Raw genomic sequence first — 18348 nt, forward strand, 5'->3', positions numbered from 1 at the left:
CCGCCCTACCGGAACAGCATTTCCTTCAGGGCATCGCGCAGGACCTTTTCCGGCTTCTGCTCGGGCGCTTGTTCCTTCTCGGCCCCGCCGATCTCTTCTTCCAGCAGCTGCCGCACGGCATCACGGGCGCGCGCCTCGGGCTTTTCCGACGGCGCGGCGGCATCGCCGTCCTGCGCCTGACGGCGGGTGGCGATCACCACGTCGGGATTGTCCAGCGGGCCGCTCACGCGCACCGGGATGACGTCGGGCAGCGACACCGCCCCGCCCAGAAGCTGGGTCACCGCATTCTGCGCCAGCCGCACGCGGCCCTCCACGTCCAGCGTCCAGGGCGGCAGCGCCACGGTGCCCGCCAGCGTGCCGTTGTAGAGGTTCGACTCCAGGCTCACCGGGTCGTCCTCGGCGAAGCGCACCACGCCCCCCGCCACCGTGAAGTCGCCGGTCACGTCGACGCCGTAACTTTCCCCGCCCAGGCCGCCGCCCAGGCGGTCCAGCAGCCGCAGCGGCGCCAGGATGGCCGCCAGCGCCGACCCCTCGGGATCGCCCTCCACCCGGCGCATGTCCACCTTGCGCAGGGCCAGCCGGCCCGATCCGTCGAGGCTCGACACCAGCGCGAATTCGCTTTCGCCGGTTGCCGCGACGTCGACGGAGACGTCCATGCGCCCGCGCGCCGACCGCTGCCCCGACACCGCCGTCAGCGCCGCCCCCACATCCATGCCGGACAGGGTCGCGGAAAGGGCCGCCGCCGCCCCGCCGGCGTCGGCGCGGGCGAGAGAGCCGCCCAGGGTCAACGGCCCGCCGAACAGCGAGCCGGTCAGTGTCGGCACCTCCAGCCGCCCGCCGGCCAGCACGGCCGACAGCTCGGCGCCGTTCAACACCCAGTCCTCGTAGGACAGGGCGCCGGCCGTCAGCGCAAGATCGACGTCGGCGGCGTCCAGGGCCTCCAGGTCCAGCGGCTCGCGCGACCATCGCGGCGCACCGCCAGCCTGAGCCGGCATGGCGACCGGCCCCTTCGCCTGCGGCGCCGCACCGATGCGCATGGAGGCCGGGATCACGCCGCCCGGAGGCTGCTCCGGCCCCCGCCATGCCGTCTGCTCGGCCGGCAGGAAGGCATCGAGCGGCAGGCGGTCGGCGTCCAGGGTGGCGGAAACGCGGGGGCGCTCGCCGCCGGTCTCCACGGTCGCCCGGCCGGTCAGCGTGGTGGGGCCGAGACGCAGGGTCATGTCCTCCAGCCGCACGTCGCCGCCCGAACCGCTGGCGCGGGTGGTCAGGGACAGGGGCCCGAGGCCCGTGCCGCCGCGCGGTTCATAGGCCACGCCCAGGCGCCGCAACAGGGTCACGACGCTGCCGTGGTCGGCGGTGAGCGACAGGTCATAGGCCGGCGCGGCCCCTCGCAGGTTCCGCAGGGTGCCTTCCGCCGAAAGGGAACCGCCGGCGATCTGGTTGTTCGAACGCAGCGACAGCGCATTCAGCGGGCCGTTCAGCGTCGCCGACAGGGCCACGGGCGCAAGCTGGTCCGGGTCCACCGGCAGCGTCATGTCCAGCAGTCGCGAGATGCGGCCGGGATCGTCGGCGGATACGGCGATGCTGAGGCCGTCGAAGCGCGGCTCGCCGCCGAAGCCCGACAGCCCGCCGCCCACGCTGACGGTCGCGCCGGCGATCTGGCTGAGAACGGTGTCGCCAAAGGTGGCGGTGCCCTCCAGCAGGGTCACGTCCAGCCGGGCGTCGCGCACCTCGGTGTCGCGCCACGTCAGCATCCCCGCGCGGGCCTTGATGTTGGCGTCGAAGGTGTTGAGCACGTCCAGCCCGGCGAAGAGCGGGGGCCCGCTCGACTCGCCGGCCGCGCCCTGCGGCGCCGGCTCTGCGGCGGGCGCGGCAGGCCCGGCCGGTTCGGACGGCTCTGCCGGCCCTGGAATCGCGGCGCCGGGGTCGGCCAGGTAGGCATCCAGGTTCAGGCTGTCCACCGACAGCGACAGCCCGAAAGCGGGGCGGGCGCCGGTCGTCCGCACCGCCGCCGCCCCCTGGTAAGTGGTCAGGTCCAGTTGTCCCTGTAGATTCTCCACCACGATCTGCGCCGCCGTGCCGCTGACCGCCGCCGTGGCGGTGAAGCGGCGCAGGCGGTCGGCCGGTACGTCCTCGACCGTCACGCCCAGCCACTCCAGCAGGGCCCGCAGGTTGCTGGACTTCACCTCGGCGGTGCCGTCCAGGCGCGCGGGGTCGGTGCGCGTGTTCAGGAAACCGAAGCCGTTGACCTCGGACGAGCCGGGCAGCAGGGCCTGGACCTGGTTGAAGGTCACCTCGCCGTCGGCCAGCGTGGCGTTCAGCCGGGCGGAGCGCACCAGTCCGCCGCGCCAGGTGACGACGTCGGCACCGACGTCGACGCTGCCCGTCAGGTCCGGCGGCAGGTCGGGCAGCAGACCCCGCCCGCCGCTCGCCGCGGGAGCCGGCACCGCAGGCGCCGCATCGCCGGCCGTGGCGGCGGCCGGAATGATGGCGCCGGCCTGAGGCGATGCAGGGGCACGGGGTCCCGGCGCCAGGCGCGCCTCCTTGAGCAGGGCGTCCATGTCGATGCGGGTGAAGGCCAGCGCCACGTCGATGCTCGGCGCACCGGCGAGGCTGGCCGAGACGCCGCCTGTGCCTTCGGTTTCGCCCAGGCGCAGGGTCATGTCGTCCAGCGCCACCTGCGCCGGCGAGGCCGTCAATGTGCCGGCCAGGCGGAACGGGCGATCCAGCGGCGCCCGATCCGGCACGCCGTTGAGCGCCGCCAGCGTGCGCGACAGCGAGGGGCTGGCGACCGTCATGTCGCCTGTGAACGACGGGCCGTCGCCGCCGGCAAGGCCGGCAAGCCGACCCTGAACCTCCATCTCGCCCCCGGTCTCGGGCAGACCGAGTGTCAGGAACAGCGAGGTCGCCGGGTCCTGCGGGCCGAACCGCCCGGTGCGGACCGTCGCCGCCAGTCGTGCGCCGCGCAGGGTGGCTTCCAGGTCGCCCTCGAAGGGGCCGCGCAGGCTGTCGGCCGCGACGCGACCGTCAATGCCCTCGATGCGCATTTCGGCGCCGGCCGCGTCGCGCCACAGGACTTCGCCGTCCTCGACCACCAGGCTGTCGAGGGCCACCTGGAAATCGTCGGCCACCGTCTCCGCCGCGCCCTCCAGCGAGCCGCCGTCCGGACCGGGAACCGCGCCGCCGGCGGGCTCTCCCTCGGCTCCCGACGCCTGCCCGGATACGCGCCAGTTGCCGCTGCCGTCGGGCAGGACCTCCAGCACCACGCGAGGGCGCACCAGCCGCACCGACTCCACCCGCACCTCGCCGGCCAGCAGCGGACCGAAGGCCACCCGGACGTCCAGGGCGTCCACCCGCACCATGGCCTCGTCGCTGCCGGCGGCGGCGTTGGCGAAGGTGACGCCCGAGGCCGACAGGGTGGGCGTGGGCAGCAGCGACAGCGACAACTCGCCGGCAATGTCCAGGTCGCGTCCCGTCTCCTGCTCCACCCAGGCGGTGACGCGGTCCTTGTAGCGGTTCCAGTCGATCACCGACGGCGCCACCAGCACGCCCGCGATCAGCAGGACCAGAAGGACGGCGATCCCGATCAGGGCTTTCTTCACGACAGGGCTCCGCTCTTTTATGCAATTCCAGGACGTTACTCCGTCCCGCGCTTGGGGGAATTGTAGCCGCCCGGGGCCGTCTCTCCTACCTTGAGGATCACGCGCGCCGAAAAAAGAGGGCGACCCGCCGCGCGGGCCGCCCCCAAAGGGCAATCAAGGAGTCTTGATGCTCGATGATGATGAAGGCCGGCGCGGCGAAAATTGGGGCCTCCGGTCCGGCCGGCCTTCATGCGCGAACACGCCCCTCGCCCGAGCGACGGACGTGCCACGCCCCGTGACCCGCCCCTGCCGCAGGCACGGCACGCAGGGCGGGGCAATCCTGCCGCGAACAGGGATAGGCGCAGACTCATCGCACGGCCGTTACGGGACGGCCGGAGTCGGCGCTCATGACATAAGGAATGACATTCGTCCGCCGCGCAGCCGCGACAGGCGCGGCGCGGGCCCAGGAATGCGCGCCATGACATGTTCCCCCTGTTCGGGCGCGTCCGGACGTTGTTGTTGAGGTGTCCGGTCCGCAATAACCGTTTCGTCCGCAGCCTTTCTACGGCCACGCAAGCCCCTGATCAGAGGCGTCGGCATGATGCCACGGCCGGTCGGGCCGGACAAAGAAAATCCGCGCCGATTGTCGGACTTCCGCACACCCCGGCGCACGCAAAGGAAACGGGCCGCCACAGGGGCGGCCCGTTCCGGGGCGACGGCGGTGCCGGTTCCTAGTCGAACAGGCCGCCGCCCTCGTCGTACTCGCCTTCGTCGTCCTGCGCCTGCTCATAGAGGTAGCCGGCGCCGGCACCGGCCGCGCCGCCCAGCAGGGCCTCGGTCGCGCCGCCGCCGGCGATGCCGCCGACGGCAGCACCCAGGCCGGCGCCCGCGGCGGTCGATTCCTGGGTCTCGTTCATGCCGGAACACGCCGACAAGGCGACGGCACTGGTCGACAGAACGGCAGCGATCATCAACTTACGCATGGTGAAGACCTCCTAGCGTCTGTTTTCTGACCGCGAAACGAAAGCCGCAGTACGCGGGTTCACCGACTACGCCGTACGACGCAGGTCACCCGTATCAGCCCCGCGGCGGCGGACCCCTGGTCTCCGGCGGCGTTTCGGGCGGCGCCGGCCCGGCCTCAGGCTCAGGACCCGTGTTCTGGCTGGCCGGCGCAGTGGGCTCCGCCACCGTGGTCACCGGCGGGCGCTCCTCCACCGGCTCCATGATGTCCATCTCGGCGATGGCGTCGGTGTCGGCACGCGGGTCCAGTTCGAATGACTGCGGCGTCGCCAGGGGCGACAGCGGCATGACGAAATCGCCCTGCTCCGACGGCAGCGGCGGCGGGCGCCGGGTGACGCGCCACAGGGAATAGGCCACCAGCACGCCGAAGACGGTGGAGGTATACGCGAACAGCAGCCAAGGCGGCCGCTCCAGCATGACGAAAGACGCGATCAGCGGCCCGACCACCGCACCCAGGCCGTAGATCAGCAGAAGCCCGCCGCTGGCGACGACGAACTCATGGGGCTCCAGGTGGTCGTTGACGTGGGCGATCAGCAGGGAATAGAGCGGCATGGTGATGGCGCCGAACACTGCGGTCGCCGCCACGATCCCGGTGAACCCGCCGCCGTAGATGGACACCACGGCCACGCCGCCGCCACCCAGCACGGCCAGGATGGTAAAAACGATCACCACCGAGCGCCGGTCGAAGCGGTCCGACAGCCAACCCACCGGATACTGCGCCAGCGCACCGCCCACCACCAGCGCGGCCATGGCGAAGGCCACCGCCTCCACGCCAAAGCCGCTGCGCTGCACGAACACCGGGATCAGGCCCATGCTGGCGGCGTTGGCCATGGCGACCATGAACACGCCCACCACGCCCAGCGGCGAGGCCGTATATAGCCGCCGCAGTTGCAGGCGGGCCGCCGCCACCGGCGCCGGCGCAACGCCGCGCGTCATGGCCACCGGCACCAGGGCCAGCGACATCAGCAGCGCCGCGAGGCTGAACAGTTCGAAGCCTTCGGGCGCGGCGATGTTCAGCAGCATCAGGCCGGCGGTCATGGCGCTCAGGTCCACGGCGCGGTAGATGCTGAACAGCGCGCCCCGGTTCTCGTTGGTGGCGCGGTCGTTCAGCCAGCTTTCGATAACGGTGTACAGCCCCGCCAGCGCCAGCCCGGCGATGGCGCGCATCACCCACCACACCCACGGCTCCACGATGATGGGATAGATGAGGATCGTCGCCGCCGCGATCACCGACATGGCGGCGAAGGTGCGTATGTGCCCGACACGCACCACCATGTGCGGCGCCGCCCAGCAGCCGGCGATGAAGCCGGCGTAGTAGCCCGACACCAGAAGGCCGATCTCGGCGGCGTTGAAGGCCTCGATATTGGCGCGGACGGTGATCAGCGTGCCCTGCAGGCCGTTGCCCATCACCATGATGGCGACGGACAGGAGGAGGGCGCCGATGGCGGCGACGGCGGTGACCATGGAAACTCCGGCGGGACTCGGGACGGTGGTTCGTGCGGGCGGACAGGCTAGCGCGCCGGCGTCCTGTCGCCAACGCATGACACACCACAGCGATCGGATTTTGCGGCCCTTTTGGGGGTGACCCGCGGACGCGCGTGCTCTATACCCTCGGGTTCAGACGCACATCCACTCAATTCTTGCAAAACGGACGGATTGGCAAGCCGATGGCGACCATCTTCTCCGAAACCCTGCACAAGGGCTACGGCCAGCACATGGAAGTCGCGGGCGACATGCTGGTCAACCAGCGCTCGGAATTCCAGCACATCCAGATCTTCGACACCGAGGCGCTGGGCCGCGTGATGACCCTGGACGGGGTCGTCCAGATCACCGAGCGCGACGAAGCCTCCTATTCCGAAATGCTGACCCACCTGCCCATGGTCGAGCACGGCGCGGTCAAGCGCGTGATGATCGTCGGCGGCGGCGACGGCGCCATTGCCGAGGAGTGTCTCAAGCACCCCGGCGTCGAGGTCGACATGTGCGAAATCGACGGCATGGTGGTGGACTACTGCAAGCAGTACTTCGCCAGCGTGAACAAGGGCGTGTTCGACGACCCCCGCTTCAACCTGTTCGTCGCCGACGCCTTCGAGCACCTGAAGGCCGCCGACAGCAAGGGCAAGTACGACCTGATCATCGCCGACCGCCCGGACCCGCTCGGCCCGGCGCAGGTGCTGTTCGCCACCGAGTTCTATGAACTGATCCGCGACGCCCTGACCGACACCGGCATTGCGGTGTTCCAGAACGGCTGCCCCTTCTTCCAGGCCGACGAACTGACCGGCACCATGCAGCAGTTGCGCGGTGTCTTCCCTCACGCCGGCACCTACCTGACGGTCACGCCCACCTACATCGGCGGCTTCATGGCGCTGACCTGGGGGTCCAAGGGCACCAACCTTGGCAGCCTGTCGGTCGAGGAGGCCGCCAAGCGGGTCGAGCAGATCCAGCTGTCCACCGACTACTACTCGCCGGCCCTGCATGCAGGCGCCTTCGCCCTGCCGGCGTGGATCGAGCGGCTGACGGTGTAAATAATAAAGGTGCGAGGGGCCCGACGCGGACCCCTCGCGCTCCCCGCGTTTACTTGGAGCGGTCCAGGACCGTTTCCGAGCGGCCGAGAGCCTCGGCGTTGCGGCGGAGTTGGGCGACAGCCCAGGGCCGGGTGTGGGCGCCCAGCGTGATGAAACCGTCCGCCGCGTCGCCGACCGCCACATAGCGCCCACGGGCGACCGAGAGCGCCGTGAGGGCGCAGACCAGGGCCGCGCGCTCGTCGTGGTCGCGGACCTCTGCCGGACGCTGAAGACACGCGCGGCCGGGCAGCAGGTCTTCCAGCAGCGCCGCCAGCCGGTCTTGCGGCGGTGCGGGCGCCGTGCCCAGCAGGTGGGCGTAGTAGACGTCGGAGCGCTGGCCATGCTCCGGCACGCCATCCTTCTCCAGCATCGTCCCGAGGAAACTGGTGGGGAACGCCTCCACCAGCGCCCGGTCGTGGATGGCACCCGCGAAGGACGCGGGGCCGAGGCAGCCGGTGTCCAGCACCAGCGCGGCGAACACCGTCGCCTCCTGGTTCAGCCGGCGCCCCTGCGGCGAGGAGGACTGCCCGGGCTTGCCGATGCGCTGGAAGCCGCGCGTCAGCAGGCGTTCGGGCAGGCGGTAGCGGTCCATGATCTCCAGGCTGCCGTGGATGGGGCCGTCGATGGCGCAGACGTCGGCGCCTGGCCCGATCATGTCGACCACCACGGCGCGGCGCTCGGCCAGATCGACACCCACCGGCACGATCCGCCAGGAGACGGCATCCTGAGTCCATTCCAGCCGGCAGACGGCGGAGGACTTGCGGTTGGGTGCCCAGCCTACGTCGATGCCGAGGACGGCGCCGGAGTCGCGGGTCATGCCGGGGCCAGGGCCTCATACAGCAGCGGGGAGGGGGTGTCGGTGAAGGGGTTGACGATGGTCAGGCCGTCCAGATGCCGCCGGTCCTGCCCGTCCTCGCTGACCAACAGCGCGCACCCGGCCTGGCGGGCGGTGGCGAACATCATGGCATCCCAGAAGGACCATTGGTGACGGGCGACCATGGTCATGGCCGAGAACAGGCACTCTTCATCGGCGGCGATTACCTCCGCCGTCCCAGCCAGCCGCGCGACCACCTGCCGGGCATGGTCCGCCGGCAGCTTGCCCTTGCGGGTCAGCACATGGAAAAGCTCAGCCAGGGACTGAATAGTGATGACCAGATCAGCCTGGAATGCGCGCTCCAGCAAGGCAAGGGCGATGGCGTGGCGGCTGCCGGCGGCCTCGTCATAGGCATAGACGAGGACATTGGAGTCGAGGGTGAAGCGCATAGGCTATCGGTCGAGCCGATCGTACAAGGAGTCGCGGTCGAACGTCCCGCCACCCAGGTTGAACCCCCGCCGCATGTCTGCGAGGGCCTCCTTCTGCGCCTTGGCCCGTTCCTCGGCCGTCTTGCGAGACGGCGCGAGGCGTGCGACGGGCTTCCCATCCCGGAAAATCTCCACCGTCTCCCCCGCCTCGGCCTGGTCGAGCAGGGACATGAAGTTTTCTTCCGCCTCGTGCACCGTTACGCGCTTGTTCATCGCTCAACTCCGCTTACCGAAGGAAATGATGGGCCCGCCCCGCAACCCCGTCAAGCGAAAGGCCCCGCCGCCAGTCCTGGCGCGGGGCCTTTCATCTTCGCCAAGGGCCCGTCAATCAGGCGACGCGGCGGACCTTGTAGTCCTTCAGCCAGGTCACCCGGTCGGCGTCCGTGTCCTCGTCGCGGATTTCCACGAAGCGCTCAACATTGAAGCCGTTGAACCGGGTGCGGAGGGCATTGGAGTACGCGCCCATCATGCCGATCTCCAGCCAGTCGCCGGCGCGCACGTCGTCGGGCACGCGGTGTGGGCCGGGCATGCTGTCGACGGAGTCGCAGGTCGGGCCGAACAACTGGAAATCCGACCGCCCCTCCGACGCCGCCTCGCCGGCCGGGCGCACGACGGTGATGGGGAAGTACGGGCCCAGATACTTCAGTTCGGACAGGCTGCCGTAGGTGCCGTCGTTGAGGTAGAGCGACGCACCGCGGCGCAGGTCGACCCGGCACAGCACCGACAGCGCATCCCACACCAGCGCCCGGCCGGGCTCGCACTGCAGGCGGCAGGTCGCGGGCAGTCCGATACGCTTGACGCCGCTGCGGATTTCCGCGCAGAAGTCCTCGAAGGCCGGCTCGTTGCCCGTGTACTGGCCCGGAAAGCCGCCGCCCACGTCCAGCACGTCGATGTCGCAGCCGGCCAGCTTGAGCGTTTCACCCACCAGGTCGATGGCGACGCCGAAGGCGCGCACGTCGACGCACTGGCTGCCGACATGGAAGGTCAGACCGACCTTGGCGGCCACCGCGTGACAGGCCTTCAGCAGGCGTGCCGCTTCGTGCACCGGCGCGCCGAACTTGCCCGAGAGGTCCATCAGGGCCTGGCCGCGCGGCATTTCCAGGCGCACCACCAGCGTCAGGTCGCGGGCGTCGTGCGTGACCTCCAGAATCTTCGCAAGCTCGTCCTCGTGGTCGAGCACGAAGGCGCGCACACCGTGCTTGTAATAGGCCTCGGCGATGGCGTCGGGGCTTTTGATGGGATGCATGTAGTGGCATTCGGCCGCGGGGAAGCGGGCGCGAATGTCGCGGATTTCCGTGATCGACGCCGTGTCGAAGTGTCGGATGCCGCCCTCGTGAAGGGCGTTCAGCACCACCGGATTGTCGTTGCACTTCACGGCGTAGAGAACATCGCCGGGAAAAGCCTGCACGAAACGACGGGCGGTCGCGCGGAGGACGTCCGTGCGCACGCAGTGAATCGGATCGACGGGCTGGAGAACGTCCACGACTTCGGTAATGCCGCTGAACAGCTGGCTCATTTTGACCCCTCCCCAAAACCGGTGACAGTTTCAAAGGATGATCAGAATGCCGCCGCCGCGCGAGCCGCAGTGCTTAGGCAAACTATCCGCGCCCGTTCAGGCCGGAATGATCTGATCCTCAAGATAAAAATCGGGTTCCGGGCGACCCGTGAAGGTGCCGCGGAACCCGAAAGGAGCAGGACCTTACACGGCGTGGGGCAGAAGGTCAAGACCCTGGGCGATGGGCGCCCGCAGGCGCGTCGCCGCCGCCTTGATCGCGCCCTGCATCTTCTGGAAGGCGCGGTTTTCGATCTGGCGCACACGCTCGCGCGACACACCATAGCGCTTGCCCAGGTCCTCCAGCGTCACCGGATCGTCGGCCAGGCGGCGGGCCTGGATGATCTCGCGCTCGCGCTGGTTCAGGGCGGCCAGGCCCTCGCCGATCAGCTGGCGGCCGAGGGTGCGTTCCTCGAAGGAGGCGTAGGTGTCCTCCTGCGTCGGGTTCTCGTCGACCAGCATGTCCATGCGCTCGGTCTCGATATCGGACGACACCGGCGCGTTGAGGGAACTGTCGCGCGCCATCAGGCGGCGGTTCATGTTGACCACATGGTCGCGGCCGACGTTCAGCTCTTCCGCGATGCGGGCGACGTCTTCCGGCGCCATGTCGCTGTCCTCGTACAGGCCCAGGTTCGCCTTCACCTTGCGCAGGTTGTAGAACAGGCGCTTCTGGACGGCGTCGGAGCCCATCTTGACCATGGACCACTGGCTGAGCACGAACTCGTTGATGCTCGCCTTGATCCACCACATGGCATAGGTCGCCAGGCGGAAACCCTTTTCCGGCTCGAACTTCTGCACCGCGCGCATCAGCCCCAGGTTGCCCTCGCTCACCAGATCAGCCATGGGCAGGCCGTAGCGGCGATACTGCGAGGCGATCTTGGCGACCAGACGCAGGTGGCTGGTCACCAGCCGATGGGCGGCCTTCTCGTCGCCCTGGTACTTGTAGCGCATGGCGAGGTCGTATTCCTCCTGCGGCTCCAGCACCGGGAACCGGCGGATGGAGTCCATGTAGGAGGAGAAGGACATTTCCGGCGTCAGGGTCGGAATGTCGCGGACGTTCAGAGTGGTGTCGGTGTCAACCATGGGAGAAACTCCCCTTCAATCAGTAGATCCCTTCGCGGCCAGAGAGGCCTTTTGTGGATGGAACGCCGTCGTGGGTTGTTGCGCTCTTCAAAGACGATCCATCCCGGCCAACTCGGGGCGAAAATCAGGCGACGGCGGTTTCCGGAGCCCCGGTCGCGATGGCGACCTTGCGCGGCGCCTTGGCCTCCGGCACCTCGCGCACCAGGTCGATGCGCAGCAGGCCGTTTTCCAGGCCCGCGCCCGTGACCTTCACGTGGTCGGCGAGGTGAAACTTGCGGAGGAAGTCGCGCGTGGCGATGCCGCGATGCAGGAAGACCGGCTCGTCGGTGTCCGCGTCCGCATCCGTCTCGGACGCCTTCCGCCCGGCGACGACCAGCATGCCGTCGCGCACCTCGACCGTCAGGTCGTCGGCCTCGAAGCCGGCCACGGCCAGCGTCACGGCATAGCCGTTCTCGCCAATGGCCTCGATGTCGTAGGGCGGGTAGTTGGTACCGCCGTCCATGCGCCGGGCGCCTTCCATCAGGCGGGCGGCGCGGTCGAATCCGACCGTGGAGCGGTAGAGGGGAGTCAGATCACGCATAGTCACACATCCTCCATCGAGCGATGTCGGCGAGAGCATGCTTCAGGCGCGCGACCCTCTGTCGCACGATCCCTGGCCGCATCCCGACCGTGGCACCCCGGACCGCCGTTTCCAGTGCGCGTCCAGCGTGGCCGTTTCCGTCTCCGCCCCCGGCGGTCACGCGCCAGGGGGCGGCGCTTGCTTGTGGCTCCGCCCTTTGGCGCGAGCCCTTCGCTGGTGGTGGCGACCGGCCCTTGCCGCGTCACCCCTGCCCCGTTTCCGCAAGCCCTGCCCGGGCATGGGTCGGAGCACACCGAAGGCCGGACCCGATACAGCGGCGTCCGGCTCGATCATAATATGGGCACACGGGCGGCAAGGTCAAGGAAAAAAGTGGACCAAATTCGTCTGCTTTCCCAGGGCGCCGATATGGGCCGAAGCTTCTTCCGCCGCAACCCCGTCGCAGCCCTTTCCGTTGAACTCCACGATCATCGGTGCTAGCCCGAAGGCGTGCCCGCCCGACGGCCGGCGCCGGCGCCCCGAAGGCCCTCGACACACCGCCCTACCCGGAGTTCCCCGACCCCCATGCGCGCGATCCTGGTTCCCATCATCGCCCTGTTGACCGGTGCGGCGTTCCTCATGCTGGGCAACGGGTTGATGGGTACCTTGACGAGTCTGCGGCTGGACATGGCGGGCGCCTCGGCCACCGTCGTCGGCATCGTCAACGCCGGCTACTTCGGCGGCCTGACCCTGGGCGCCCTGTTCGCCGAACGGGTGATTCGCCGCGTCGGCCACATCCGCGCCTTCGCCGCCCTGGCCTCGCTGTATTCGGGCGCCACGCTCGCCCACGCGCTGGAGGTCGACCCGTGGATCTGGCTCACCCTGCGCTTCGTGGAAGGCCTCTGCATGGCGGGCCTGTTCATCTGCGTGGAGAGCTGGCTGAACCACCGCGCCACCAACGTCACGCGCGGGCAGATCCTCTCCAGCTATGCGGTGACCATCTATTTCGCGCAGTTCCTGGGCCAGTTCATGCTGAACCTGCCCGACGAGACCGGCTTCCTGCTGTTCGTCCTGATCTCCATCCTCATGAGCCTGGCCGTCGTGCCGGTGGCCATGACCTCCACGCCCATCCCGACGATGCCCGAAGTGGCGAGCTTTTCCTTCAAGCGCCTGTGGAAGGTTTCGCCGCTGGGCGTCTACGGCGCCGGCGTGGGCGGCATCGTGTTCGGCGCCTCCTACGGCCTGGCGCCGGTGTTCACGCAGAAACTGGGCTATAGCGTGTCGGAGACGGCGACCTTCGTTTCCGCCACCATTCTGGGCGGGCTCATCATCCAGTACCCCATCGGCAAGCTGTCGGACATTCTGGACCGCCGCGTGGTGCTGGTGAGCCTGTTCATCGCGCAGGTGGCGATCTCGGGCCTGATGATCGGCGCCACGTTCCTGGGGTTCTGGTACGTGGTGGGCTGCGCCGTGATGTTCGGCGGCATCAGTTTCACGCTCTACCCGCTGTCGCTCTCCCACGCCAACGACCACCTGGAGAGCCACGAGCTTGTGGCCGCCGCCGGCGGCCTGCTGCTGACCTATTCGCTCGGCGCGACCATCGGCCCGCTGTTCGTCTCGCCGCTGATGGACGCCATCGGCCCCAACGGCCTGTTCGCGGTGCTGCTGCTGCTGGGCGTGGTGTCGAGCTTCTTTGCCGCCTGGCGCGTCCGGGCGCGCCCCTCCGTGCCCATGGAGGAGCAGGGCAAGTACCACGTGGTGCCGCGCACCTCCGCGGTTTCGGCCGCCATGGACCCGCGCGGCGAGGACGCCGACGGCCAGCTGAGCTTCGACTTCGACGCCCCCGCGCCTGAGGAGGAGCAGGCCGAGGCCCAACGGCTCGCCGCGGAATGATCGGCTGCCGCGACTTTCGTCGTCGGCGGATGGAATAAGGCGGACCTGAGTGTCGTTGTCCCCTGGCGCACGCATCAAGCGCCTGTTGACAGCAACCTTCGGGGGGACGCCGCCATGACCTTTGCCGCCGACGCCTTTGCCTTCACCTTCGAGGCCGATCTGTCGCTGGGGGAGGACCTGCTGCGCCGCGTCCCGGGCCCGCCTCCGGACGCGGCCCTGCTGACCCGCAGCCCCCTGGGCACCTTCTGGGCCGACGCGCCGGACCACACGGTGCCGGAGGGCTTCGACGAACTCCGCCTGGCGGTGGCGCCGGGAACCGACCGCGTGATCGGCGCCAGCGCGCTCGCCTACCTGGACACGCCTGAAGCCGCCGAGGCCCGCGCCCGCGCCAATGCCTGGAGCCTGACAATGCTCCACGGCCCCACCCAGGCCCGAGGCCCGGCCGCCTGCGTGCGCTGGGTGAGGGACCTGGAGGACGGCCGGCGGTTGCAGCTGTCGTGCTATCGGAACGCGCGCGTGGTGGCGCTGCGGCTGTGTCTGGGGGCGGGGCGTGCGGAGGTGCGGGATGAAAGAGGGCTGATGAGGAGCGGCACGCGACGAACCGGAAACGCGCTTGAGACGTTGAAGCGCGCAGATATAGTACGGCTTAACTGAAAGTGCTTTAATTTGTTAACCCCAAACATTCGCTGATGCGGCATCAAACAGGACGAGGTTCAACGGTGCTTTGCCACGAGAGTAGGTTTCTCTCAGCTCGGCAATCTTGTTGGCATTCGCTATCGCCTCCCGGTTCGCCGGAGTATTTGGGTCGCCATAGATACCCACGAGAAGTTGAGCGACCTGTCCCCTGGCGATACACTTTAGTATGTGCCAATCATTTTCGGCGAGGGAATGCCCGTAGACGACGATGGCATTGTTTTTCGATCCACAGCAGCCCTCAAAGCTGCGATATGCCTTATGAAGATATGCATTATGCATGATTTTTCTTAGCTTGCTGTCGCTAGTCCCCTCTGAGACAAAAACGGGGAATCGATCTTCATCGAGAGCAGCTCTGATTTGCTCTACAATTGGTCTGTCAGTTTTAGACCACGTATACTTAGTTATTTCGGAGCCGTTGTCGTAAAGGTGAAGGGCTCCGTGAAGGTAATTGACCGTCGACTTGTTCCCTTGTTGCCAACTCACGTATGGCGCATCTGTGTCATCATGCGGATGTCGGAAACCATCATCTGGCTTAAGATCCAAGTCATCGAATTCTTCCTGCATCAAGGCCCAGTAAAGAATAACATCATAATTCAAAGTGAAAATATGGTCGAACTGGGAGAGGAAATTTCTGCAACGAGTGTAATTATGAGGTTTAATATCAAACGGACGGTTTGGATGGCGCTTGGCAACAGCAGAGACCAAAGCGTCCTTCACGAACTCAGCGTCATTGCGAAGTTCATTGAAAAGTTCCGTGTTGCTCGGATCGTAAATGGAAATGGTCTTTGCGGAATCTTGCAAATGTCTAATGACTATCTCAAAGTCCATAGTGCCGAGCGATTCGAAGATTTTCTTAACGTTATTGTGCGCTGAGAAATCAGCGTTTTCGTACAGCGACGTGTAAGAAAAGATGTTGGGCCGGATGGCTACGCTAAAGCCATTCCCCAACAAAATGTGCTTCTTCTTGCAGTGCCGCGCTTCGTTCATAGCGTCGTCGAACGAAAAAATCTCCGCTTTAGCCATTTTGTTCCCTGCCGCTCGCCCTGTTAGGATGCGCGGAAGAAGTTATGCTCGAAAAGAGTGATCGGAAAGCCGGAGATTAGTTATAAGACCACCACTCTGGGTCGGAATCACCGCACCCCACCGAACCCCGGCAGCCGCACGTCCAGCGGATCAAAATCCACTCCCAGCGACAGCCCCAGGAACGTCAGTTCCACCCCTTCCTCCGGCGCCACCAGCAGCCCGCCAAGACCCTCGAACGACAGCATGAACCCGCCGCCGCTGGGTGCGGTCGACACCGGTTCGTCCCACGGCAGCCAGTTCTTGCCGATGGCGTTGGCGGGCATGTCCAGGCCAAGCTCGGGCACGCTGCGGCCGATGTGGGCGAGGAAGGTGTTGCTGTTGGGGCCGGGGAAGGTGCGATACGACCCCGTGTAGGGATAGCTCGCCACCGCCGCCTCCACCCGCGCGATCAGCGCGTCCACCTCCGCACCGCCGCGCAGGTCGAGCAGCAGGCGGGGCTCCGCACCGTACCAGCGGGCGTCGGGGGCCATGCGGTCGCGGGTCACCCGGCCGCCGCCCCAGCCGACGACCTCGTACCGGTCCCAATCCGAAGAGCCCGCGCGGCGCACCGCGATCCACGGGTGCACGGCGAAGATGCCCCGCCAGCCGTAGGTCGGCGCGGCGTAGACCTGGATGACGGCACCCGGCTCCTCCTCCGCCGAAGGCGCCAGGCCGACGGGGGCGCGCGAGGCGCTGGACCAGTGGCCTTGCGGCACGCCCCGTTGCAGGCCGTGGACGCCCACCGGCGCGACGAACACCACCACCAGCGCCAGGAACCCCAGAACCGTCTTGCGCACCATCACCCGCACCTGCTCATCATCACGATCGCCCGTCAGTCTCCTTCAAGAATGGGGCGTGAGGATGGAGGCGCAACGGGACATTATACGCCTCGATGATTGAAATCATCGAGGCTGCGGTGTGTGCTTCGCACACGCCTTCGGCTCCAATCGGCACGCAGCCTCACGCGCCAAAAGGCGCGGCGGCCAGTCGGCCTTGCCGGACGACAAGTGTCTGTTTTTGAGTGTCGTCCGGTATTAGTGCAAACTGTATTGCGCCGCCGCCAGGCGCATCTCGCCCGGCGAGATGATCCCCTTGCTGGCGACCTGCACCGAGTGCAGGCGGCCGTCCAGGTTTTCCTCCCAGAATGTCAGGAACTTGCGCAGCACCGGGTAGCGCGGCGCCAGGTCCAGGTCCTGCCAGATGTATTCCTGCAACAGGCTGGGGTGGTCGGGCATGTGGTACATGATGCGGGCCGTCGTCAGGCGATAGTCCCGCATCTGCTTGGCGAGAGTGGACATCGGGTCATGCCTCCTGTGCGGTCTCTCCCAAGGCGCCGGAGCGCCTTCTTCAAGAATGGCCCCACCCAGTCCCGCGATCAAGATCATCCTTGCAAATCAATGACTTGGCAGCAAATGGCCGTGAGTGCTGCCAAAATCTGCACGAAGCCTCTTGACGCTTCTTCATCTTCCCCTATTTATGCCTCCGCTCGCCGCGTCAGCGGGAGCTGTTTCAACCATCAGCAGTCATTTGCTTTGACAAGGAATGACGGAGAAAAAAGCCATGACTTTCCGGCCGCTTCATGACCGGGTTCTGGTGCGCCGCATCGAGGCCGACACCAAGACCAAGGGTGGCATCATCATCCCCGACACCGCCAAGGAAAAGCCGCAGGAAGGCGAAGTCATCGCCGTCGGCCAGGGCGTGCGCGCCGATGACGGCACGCTGCACCCGCTGGATGTCAAGGCGGGCGACCGCGTCCTGTTCGGCAAGTGGTCGGGCACCGAGGTCAAGATCGACGGCGAGGATCTGCTCATCATGAAGGAGAGCGACATCCTGGGCGTCATCGAGGCCGACGCCGCCGCCAAGGCCGCGTGACCCGCGCGCGCCCACCGGTCCAAACCAACAAGAAGCAATTGATTTCCGGAGCCTGAGAACAATGGCAGCCAAGGAAGTGAAGTTCGGTCCCGACGCCCGCGAGCGCCTGCTGCGCGGCGTGGACATCCTGGCCGACGCGGTGAAGGTCACGCTGGGCCCCAAGGGCCGCAACGTGGTGCTCGACAAGTCCTTCGGCGCCCCGCGCGTCACCAAGGACGGCGTGTCCGTCGCCAAGGAAATCGAACTCAAGGACAAGTTCGAGAACATGGGCGCCCAGATGGTCAAGGAGGTCGCCTCCAAGACCGCCGATCTGGCCGGTGACGGCACCACCACCGCGACCGTTCTGGCCCAGGCCATCGTGCGCGAGGGTGCGAAGTCCGTCGCCGCCGGCATGAACCCCATGGACCTCAAGCGCGGCATCGACATGGCCGTGGCCGCCGTGGTCGCCGACGTCAAGGCGCGCTCCCGCAAGGTGGAGACCAACGCCGAGATCGCCCAGGTCGGCACCATCTCCGCCAACGGCGAGGCCGAGATCGGCGAGATCATCGCGCGCGCCATGGAGAAGGTCGGCAACGAGGGCGTCATCACGGTCGAGGAGGCCAAGGGCCTGGAGACCGAGCTGGACGTGGTCGAGGGCATGCAGTTCGACCGCGGCTACCTGTCGCCCTACTTCGTGACCAACTCCGAAAAGATGGTCGCGGAGCTGGACAACCCCTACATCCTCATCCACGAGAAGAAGCTGACCAGCCTGCAGCCGCTGCTGCCCGTGCTGGAGGCCGTGGTGCAGTCCGGCAAGCCGCTGCTCATCATCGCCGAGGACGTGGAGGGCGAAAGCCTCGCCACCCTGGTGGTCAACCGCCTGCGTGGCGGCCTGAAGGTCGCCGCCGTCAAGGCGCCGGGCTTCGGTGACCGCCGCAAGGCCATGCTGCAGGACATCGCCATCCTCACCGGCGGCCAGGTCATCAGCGAGGACCTGGGCATCAAGCTGGAAAGCGTGACGCTCGACATGCTGGGCACGGCCAAGACCGTCTCCATCACCAAGGAAGACACCACCATCGTCGATGGCGCGGGCTCCAAGGACGACATCCAGGCCCGCGTGGCGCAGATCAAGGCGCAGGTCGAGGAAACCACCTCGGACTACGACCGCGAGAAGCTCCAGGAGCGTCTGGC

The 18348-nt window shown here is 67.5% G+C and carries 17 protein-coding genes; 5 read left to right on the plus strand and 12 right to left on the minus strand.

The genetic code is table 11. From position 1 onward, the window contains the following. Positions 1 to 5: 5 nt before the first annotated feature. The 3 genes from C882_RS21695 to C882_RS21705 all read right to left on the minus strand — a co-directional run bounded on the left by C882_RS21695 (position 6) and on the right by C882_RS21705 (position 6065). On the minus strand, positions 6 to 3602 hold the full coding sequence (locus tag C882_RS21695; RefSeq protein WP_009542843.1) for an AsmA family protein: 3597 nt from the start codon (positions 3600 to 3602) through the stop codon (positions 6 to 8). A 710-nt stretch (positions 3603 to 4312) separates the two neighbouring features. Beyond that, entirely contained in the window at positions 4313 to 4564 is a 252-nt protein-coding gene (locus C882_RS21700) for a hypothetical protein (protein WP_009542844.1), read from the minus strand. Between the two features lie 94 nt (positions 4565 to 4658). After that, positions 4659 to 6065 (minus strand): MFS transporter, encoded by a 1407-nt coding sequence (locus tag C882_RS21705; protein ID WP_009542845.1) that lies wholly within the window; start codon positions 6063 to 6065, stop codon positions 4659 to 4661. 203 nt (positions 6066 to 6268) lie between these two features. Between C882_RS21705 and speE the strand changes: the two genes are divergently transcribed. Next, positions 6269 to 7123, plus strand: a complete 855-nt coding sequence (gene speE, locus C882_RS21710) for a polyamine aminopropyltransferase (protein ID WP_009542846.1) — start codon at positions 6269 to 6271, stop codon at positions 7121 to 7123. Between the two features lie 49 nt (positions 7124 to 7172). On the opposite strand, the gene C882_RS21715 is transcribed toward speE, so the two are convergent. The 6 genes from C882_RS21715 to C882_RS21740 all read right to left on the minus strand — a co-directional run bounded on the left by C882_RS21715 (position 7173) and on the right by C882_RS21740 (position 11679). Then, a complete protein-coding gene (locus tag C882_RS21715) occupies positions 7173 to 7979 on the minus strand; it encodes a DUF429 domain-containing protein (protein ID WP_009542847.1) in 807 nt (268 codons plus the stop codon). Then, the gene (locus C882_RS21720; protein ID WP_009542848.1) at positions 7976 to 8425 is read right to left on the minus strand and encodes a PIN domain-containing protein; all 450 of its coding nucleotides are present in this window, start codon (positions 8423 to 8425) and stop codon (positions 7976 to 7978) included. The genes C882_RS21715 and C882_RS21720 overlap by 4 nt, the downstream gene beginning before the upstream one ends. Before the next feature lie 3 nt (positions 8426 to 8428). Further along, positions 8429 to 8677, minus strand: a complete 249-nt coding sequence (locus C882_RS21725) for a type II toxin-antitoxin system Phd/YefM family antitoxin (RefSeq protein WP_009542849.1) — start codon at positions 8675 to 8677, stop codon at positions 8429 to 8431. Between the two features lie 115 nt (positions 8678 to 8792). Then, positions 8793 to 9980, minus strand: a complete 1188-nt coding sequence (locus C882_RS21730; RefSeq protein WP_009542850.1) for a type III PLP-dependent enzyme — start codon at positions 9978 to 9980, stop codon at positions 8793 to 8795. Between the two features lie 183 nt (positions 9981 to 10163). Next, the gene (gene rpoH, locus C882_RS21735; protein ID WP_009542851.1) at positions 10164 to 11099 is read right to left on the minus strand and encodes an RNA polymerase sigma factor RpoH; all 936 of its coding nucleotides are present in this window, start codon (positions 11097 to 11099) and stop codon (positions 10164 to 10166) included. 124 nt (positions 11100 to 11223) lie between these two features. Beyond that, positions 11224 to 11679, minus strand: coding sequence for an Hsp20 family protein (locus tag C882_RS21740; RefSeq protein ID WP_009542852.1), 456 nt, complete (start codon positions 11677 to 11679; stop codon positions 11224 to 11226). A 561-nt stretch (positions 11680 to 12240) separates the two neighbouring features. Here C882_RS21740 and C882_RS21745 point away from each other — a divergent pair. After that, entirely contained in the window at positions 12241 to 13548 is a 1308-nt protein-coding gene (locus tag C882_RS21745) for an MFS transporter (RefSeq protein WP_009542854.1), read from the plus strand. 114 nt (positions 13549 to 13662) lie between these two features. After that, positions 13663 to 14202, plus strand: a complete 540-nt coding sequence (locus C882_RS21750) for a hypothetical protein (protein WP_009542855.1) — start codon at positions 13663 to 13665, stop codon at positions 14200 to 14202. 15 nt (positions 14203 to 14217) lie between these two features. Here C882_RS21750 and C882_RS24265 read toward each other — a convergent pair whose 3' ends face one another. The 3 genes from C882_RS24265 to C882_RS21760 form a co-directional block, all read right to left on the minus strand. Then, on the minus strand, positions 14218 to 15267 hold the full coding sequence (locus C882_RS24265; RefSeq protein WP_083876137.1) for a DUF4917 family protein: 1050 nt from the start codon (positions 15265 to 15267) through the stop codon (positions 14218 to 14220). 107 nt (positions 15268 to 15374) lie between these two features. Further along, positions 15375 to 16106: a DUF3750 domain-containing protein gene (locus tag C882_RS21755; RefSeq protein WP_043647185.1), complete on the minus strand. Its 732-nt coding sequence runs from the start codon at positions 16104 to 16106 to the stop codon at positions 15375 to 15377. Between the two features lie 234 nt (positions 16107 to 16340). Next, positions 16341 to 16604: an usg protein gene (locus tag C882_RS21760; RefSeq protein ID WP_009542857.1), complete on the minus strand. Its 264-nt coding sequence runs from the start codon at positions 16602 to 16604 to the stop codon at positions 16341 to 16343. Between the two features lie 262 nt (positions 16605 to 16866). Between C882_RS21760 and groES the strand changes: the two genes are divergently transcribed. Together groES and groL are read left to right on the plus strand one after the other, a co-directional pair. Continuing rightward, on the plus strand, positions 16867 to 17178 hold the full coding sequence (groES, locus tag C882_RS21765; RefSeq protein WP_009542858.1) for a co-chaperone GroES: 312 nt from the start codon (positions 16867 to 16869) through the stop codon (positions 17176 to 17178). A gap of 61 nt (positions 17179 to 17239) precedes the next feature. Beyond that, positions 17240 to 18348: chaperonin GroEL (gene groL / locus C882_RS21770; protein WP_043647167.1), on the plus strand; the 1109-nt coding region annotated here is incomplete at its 3' end.

It is taken from the genome of Caenispirillum salinarum AK4 (assembly GCF_000315795.1).
Lineage (GTDB): Bacteria > Pseudomonadota > Alphaproteobacteria > Rhodospirillales > Rhodospirillaceae > Caenispirillum > Caenispirillum salinarum.

What these genes read in the sequence shown, in the direction of transcription:
- rpoH (WP_009542851.1), bottom strand. Translation starts at nt 11,099, where the DNA reads ATGGTTGACACCGACACCACTCTGAACGTCCGCGACATTCCGACCCTG.
- C882_RS21705 (WP_009542845.1), bottom strand. Translation starts at nt 6,065, where the DNA reads ATGGTCACCGCCGTCGCCGCCATCGGCGCCCTCCTCCTGTCCGTCGCC.
- C882_RS21740 (WP_009542852.1), bottom strand. Translation starts at nt 11,679, where the DNA reads ATGCGTGATCTGACTCCCCTCTACCGCTCCACGGTCGGATTCGACCGC.
- C882_RS21700 (WP_009542844.1), bottom strand. Translation starts at nt 4,564, where the DNA reads ATGCGTAAGTTGATGATCGCTGCCGTTCTGTCGACCAGTGCCGTCGCC.
- C882_RS21745 (WP_009542854.1), top strand. Translation starts at nt 12,241, where the DNA reads ATGCGCGCGATCCTGGTTCCCATCATCGCCCTGTTGACCGGTGCGGCG.
- C882_RS21725 (WP_009542849.1), bottom strand. Translation starts at nt 8,677, where the DNA reads ATGAACAAGCGCGTAACGGTGCACGAGGCGGAAGAAAACTTCATGTCC.
- C882_RS21730 (WP_009542850.1), bottom strand. Translation starts at nt 9,980, where the DNA reads ATGAGCCAGCTGTTCAGCGGCATTACCGAAGTCGTGGACGTTCTCCAG.
- C882_RS21755 (WP_043647185.1), bottom strand. Translation starts at nt 16,106, where the DNA reads ATGGTGCGCAAGACGGTTCTGGGGTTCCTGGCGCTGGTGGTGGTGTTC.
- C882_RS21720 (WP_009542848.1), bottom strand. Translation starts at nt 8,425, where the DNA reads ATGCGCTTCACCCTCGACTCCAATGTCCTCGTCTATGCCTATGACGAG.
- C882_RS21715 (WP_009542847.1), bottom strand. Translation starts at nt 7,979, where the DNA reads ATGACCCGCGACTCCGGCGCCGTCCTCGGCATCGACGTAGGCTGGGCA.
- groES (WP_009542858.1), top strand. Translation starts at nt 16,867, where the DNA reads ATGACTTTCCGGCCGCTTCATGACCGGGTTCTGGTGCGCCGCATCGAG.
- C882_RS21750 (WP_009542855.1), top strand. Translation starts at nt 13,663, where the DNA reads ATGACCTTTGCCGCCGACGCCTTTGCCTTCACCTTCGAGGCCGATCTG.
- C882_RS24265 (WP_083876137.1), bottom strand. Translation starts at nt 15,267, where the DNA reads ATGGCTAAAGCGGAGATTTTTTCGTTCGACGACGCTATGAACGAAGCG.
- C882_RS21760 (WP_009542857.1), bottom strand. Translation starts at nt 16,604, where the DNA reads ATGTCCACTCTCGCCAAGCAGATGCGGGACTATCGCCTGACGACGGCC.
- speE (WP_009542846.1), top strand. Translation starts at nt 6,269, where the DNA reads ATGGCGACCATCTTCTCCGAAACCCTGCACAAGGGCTACGGCCAGCAC.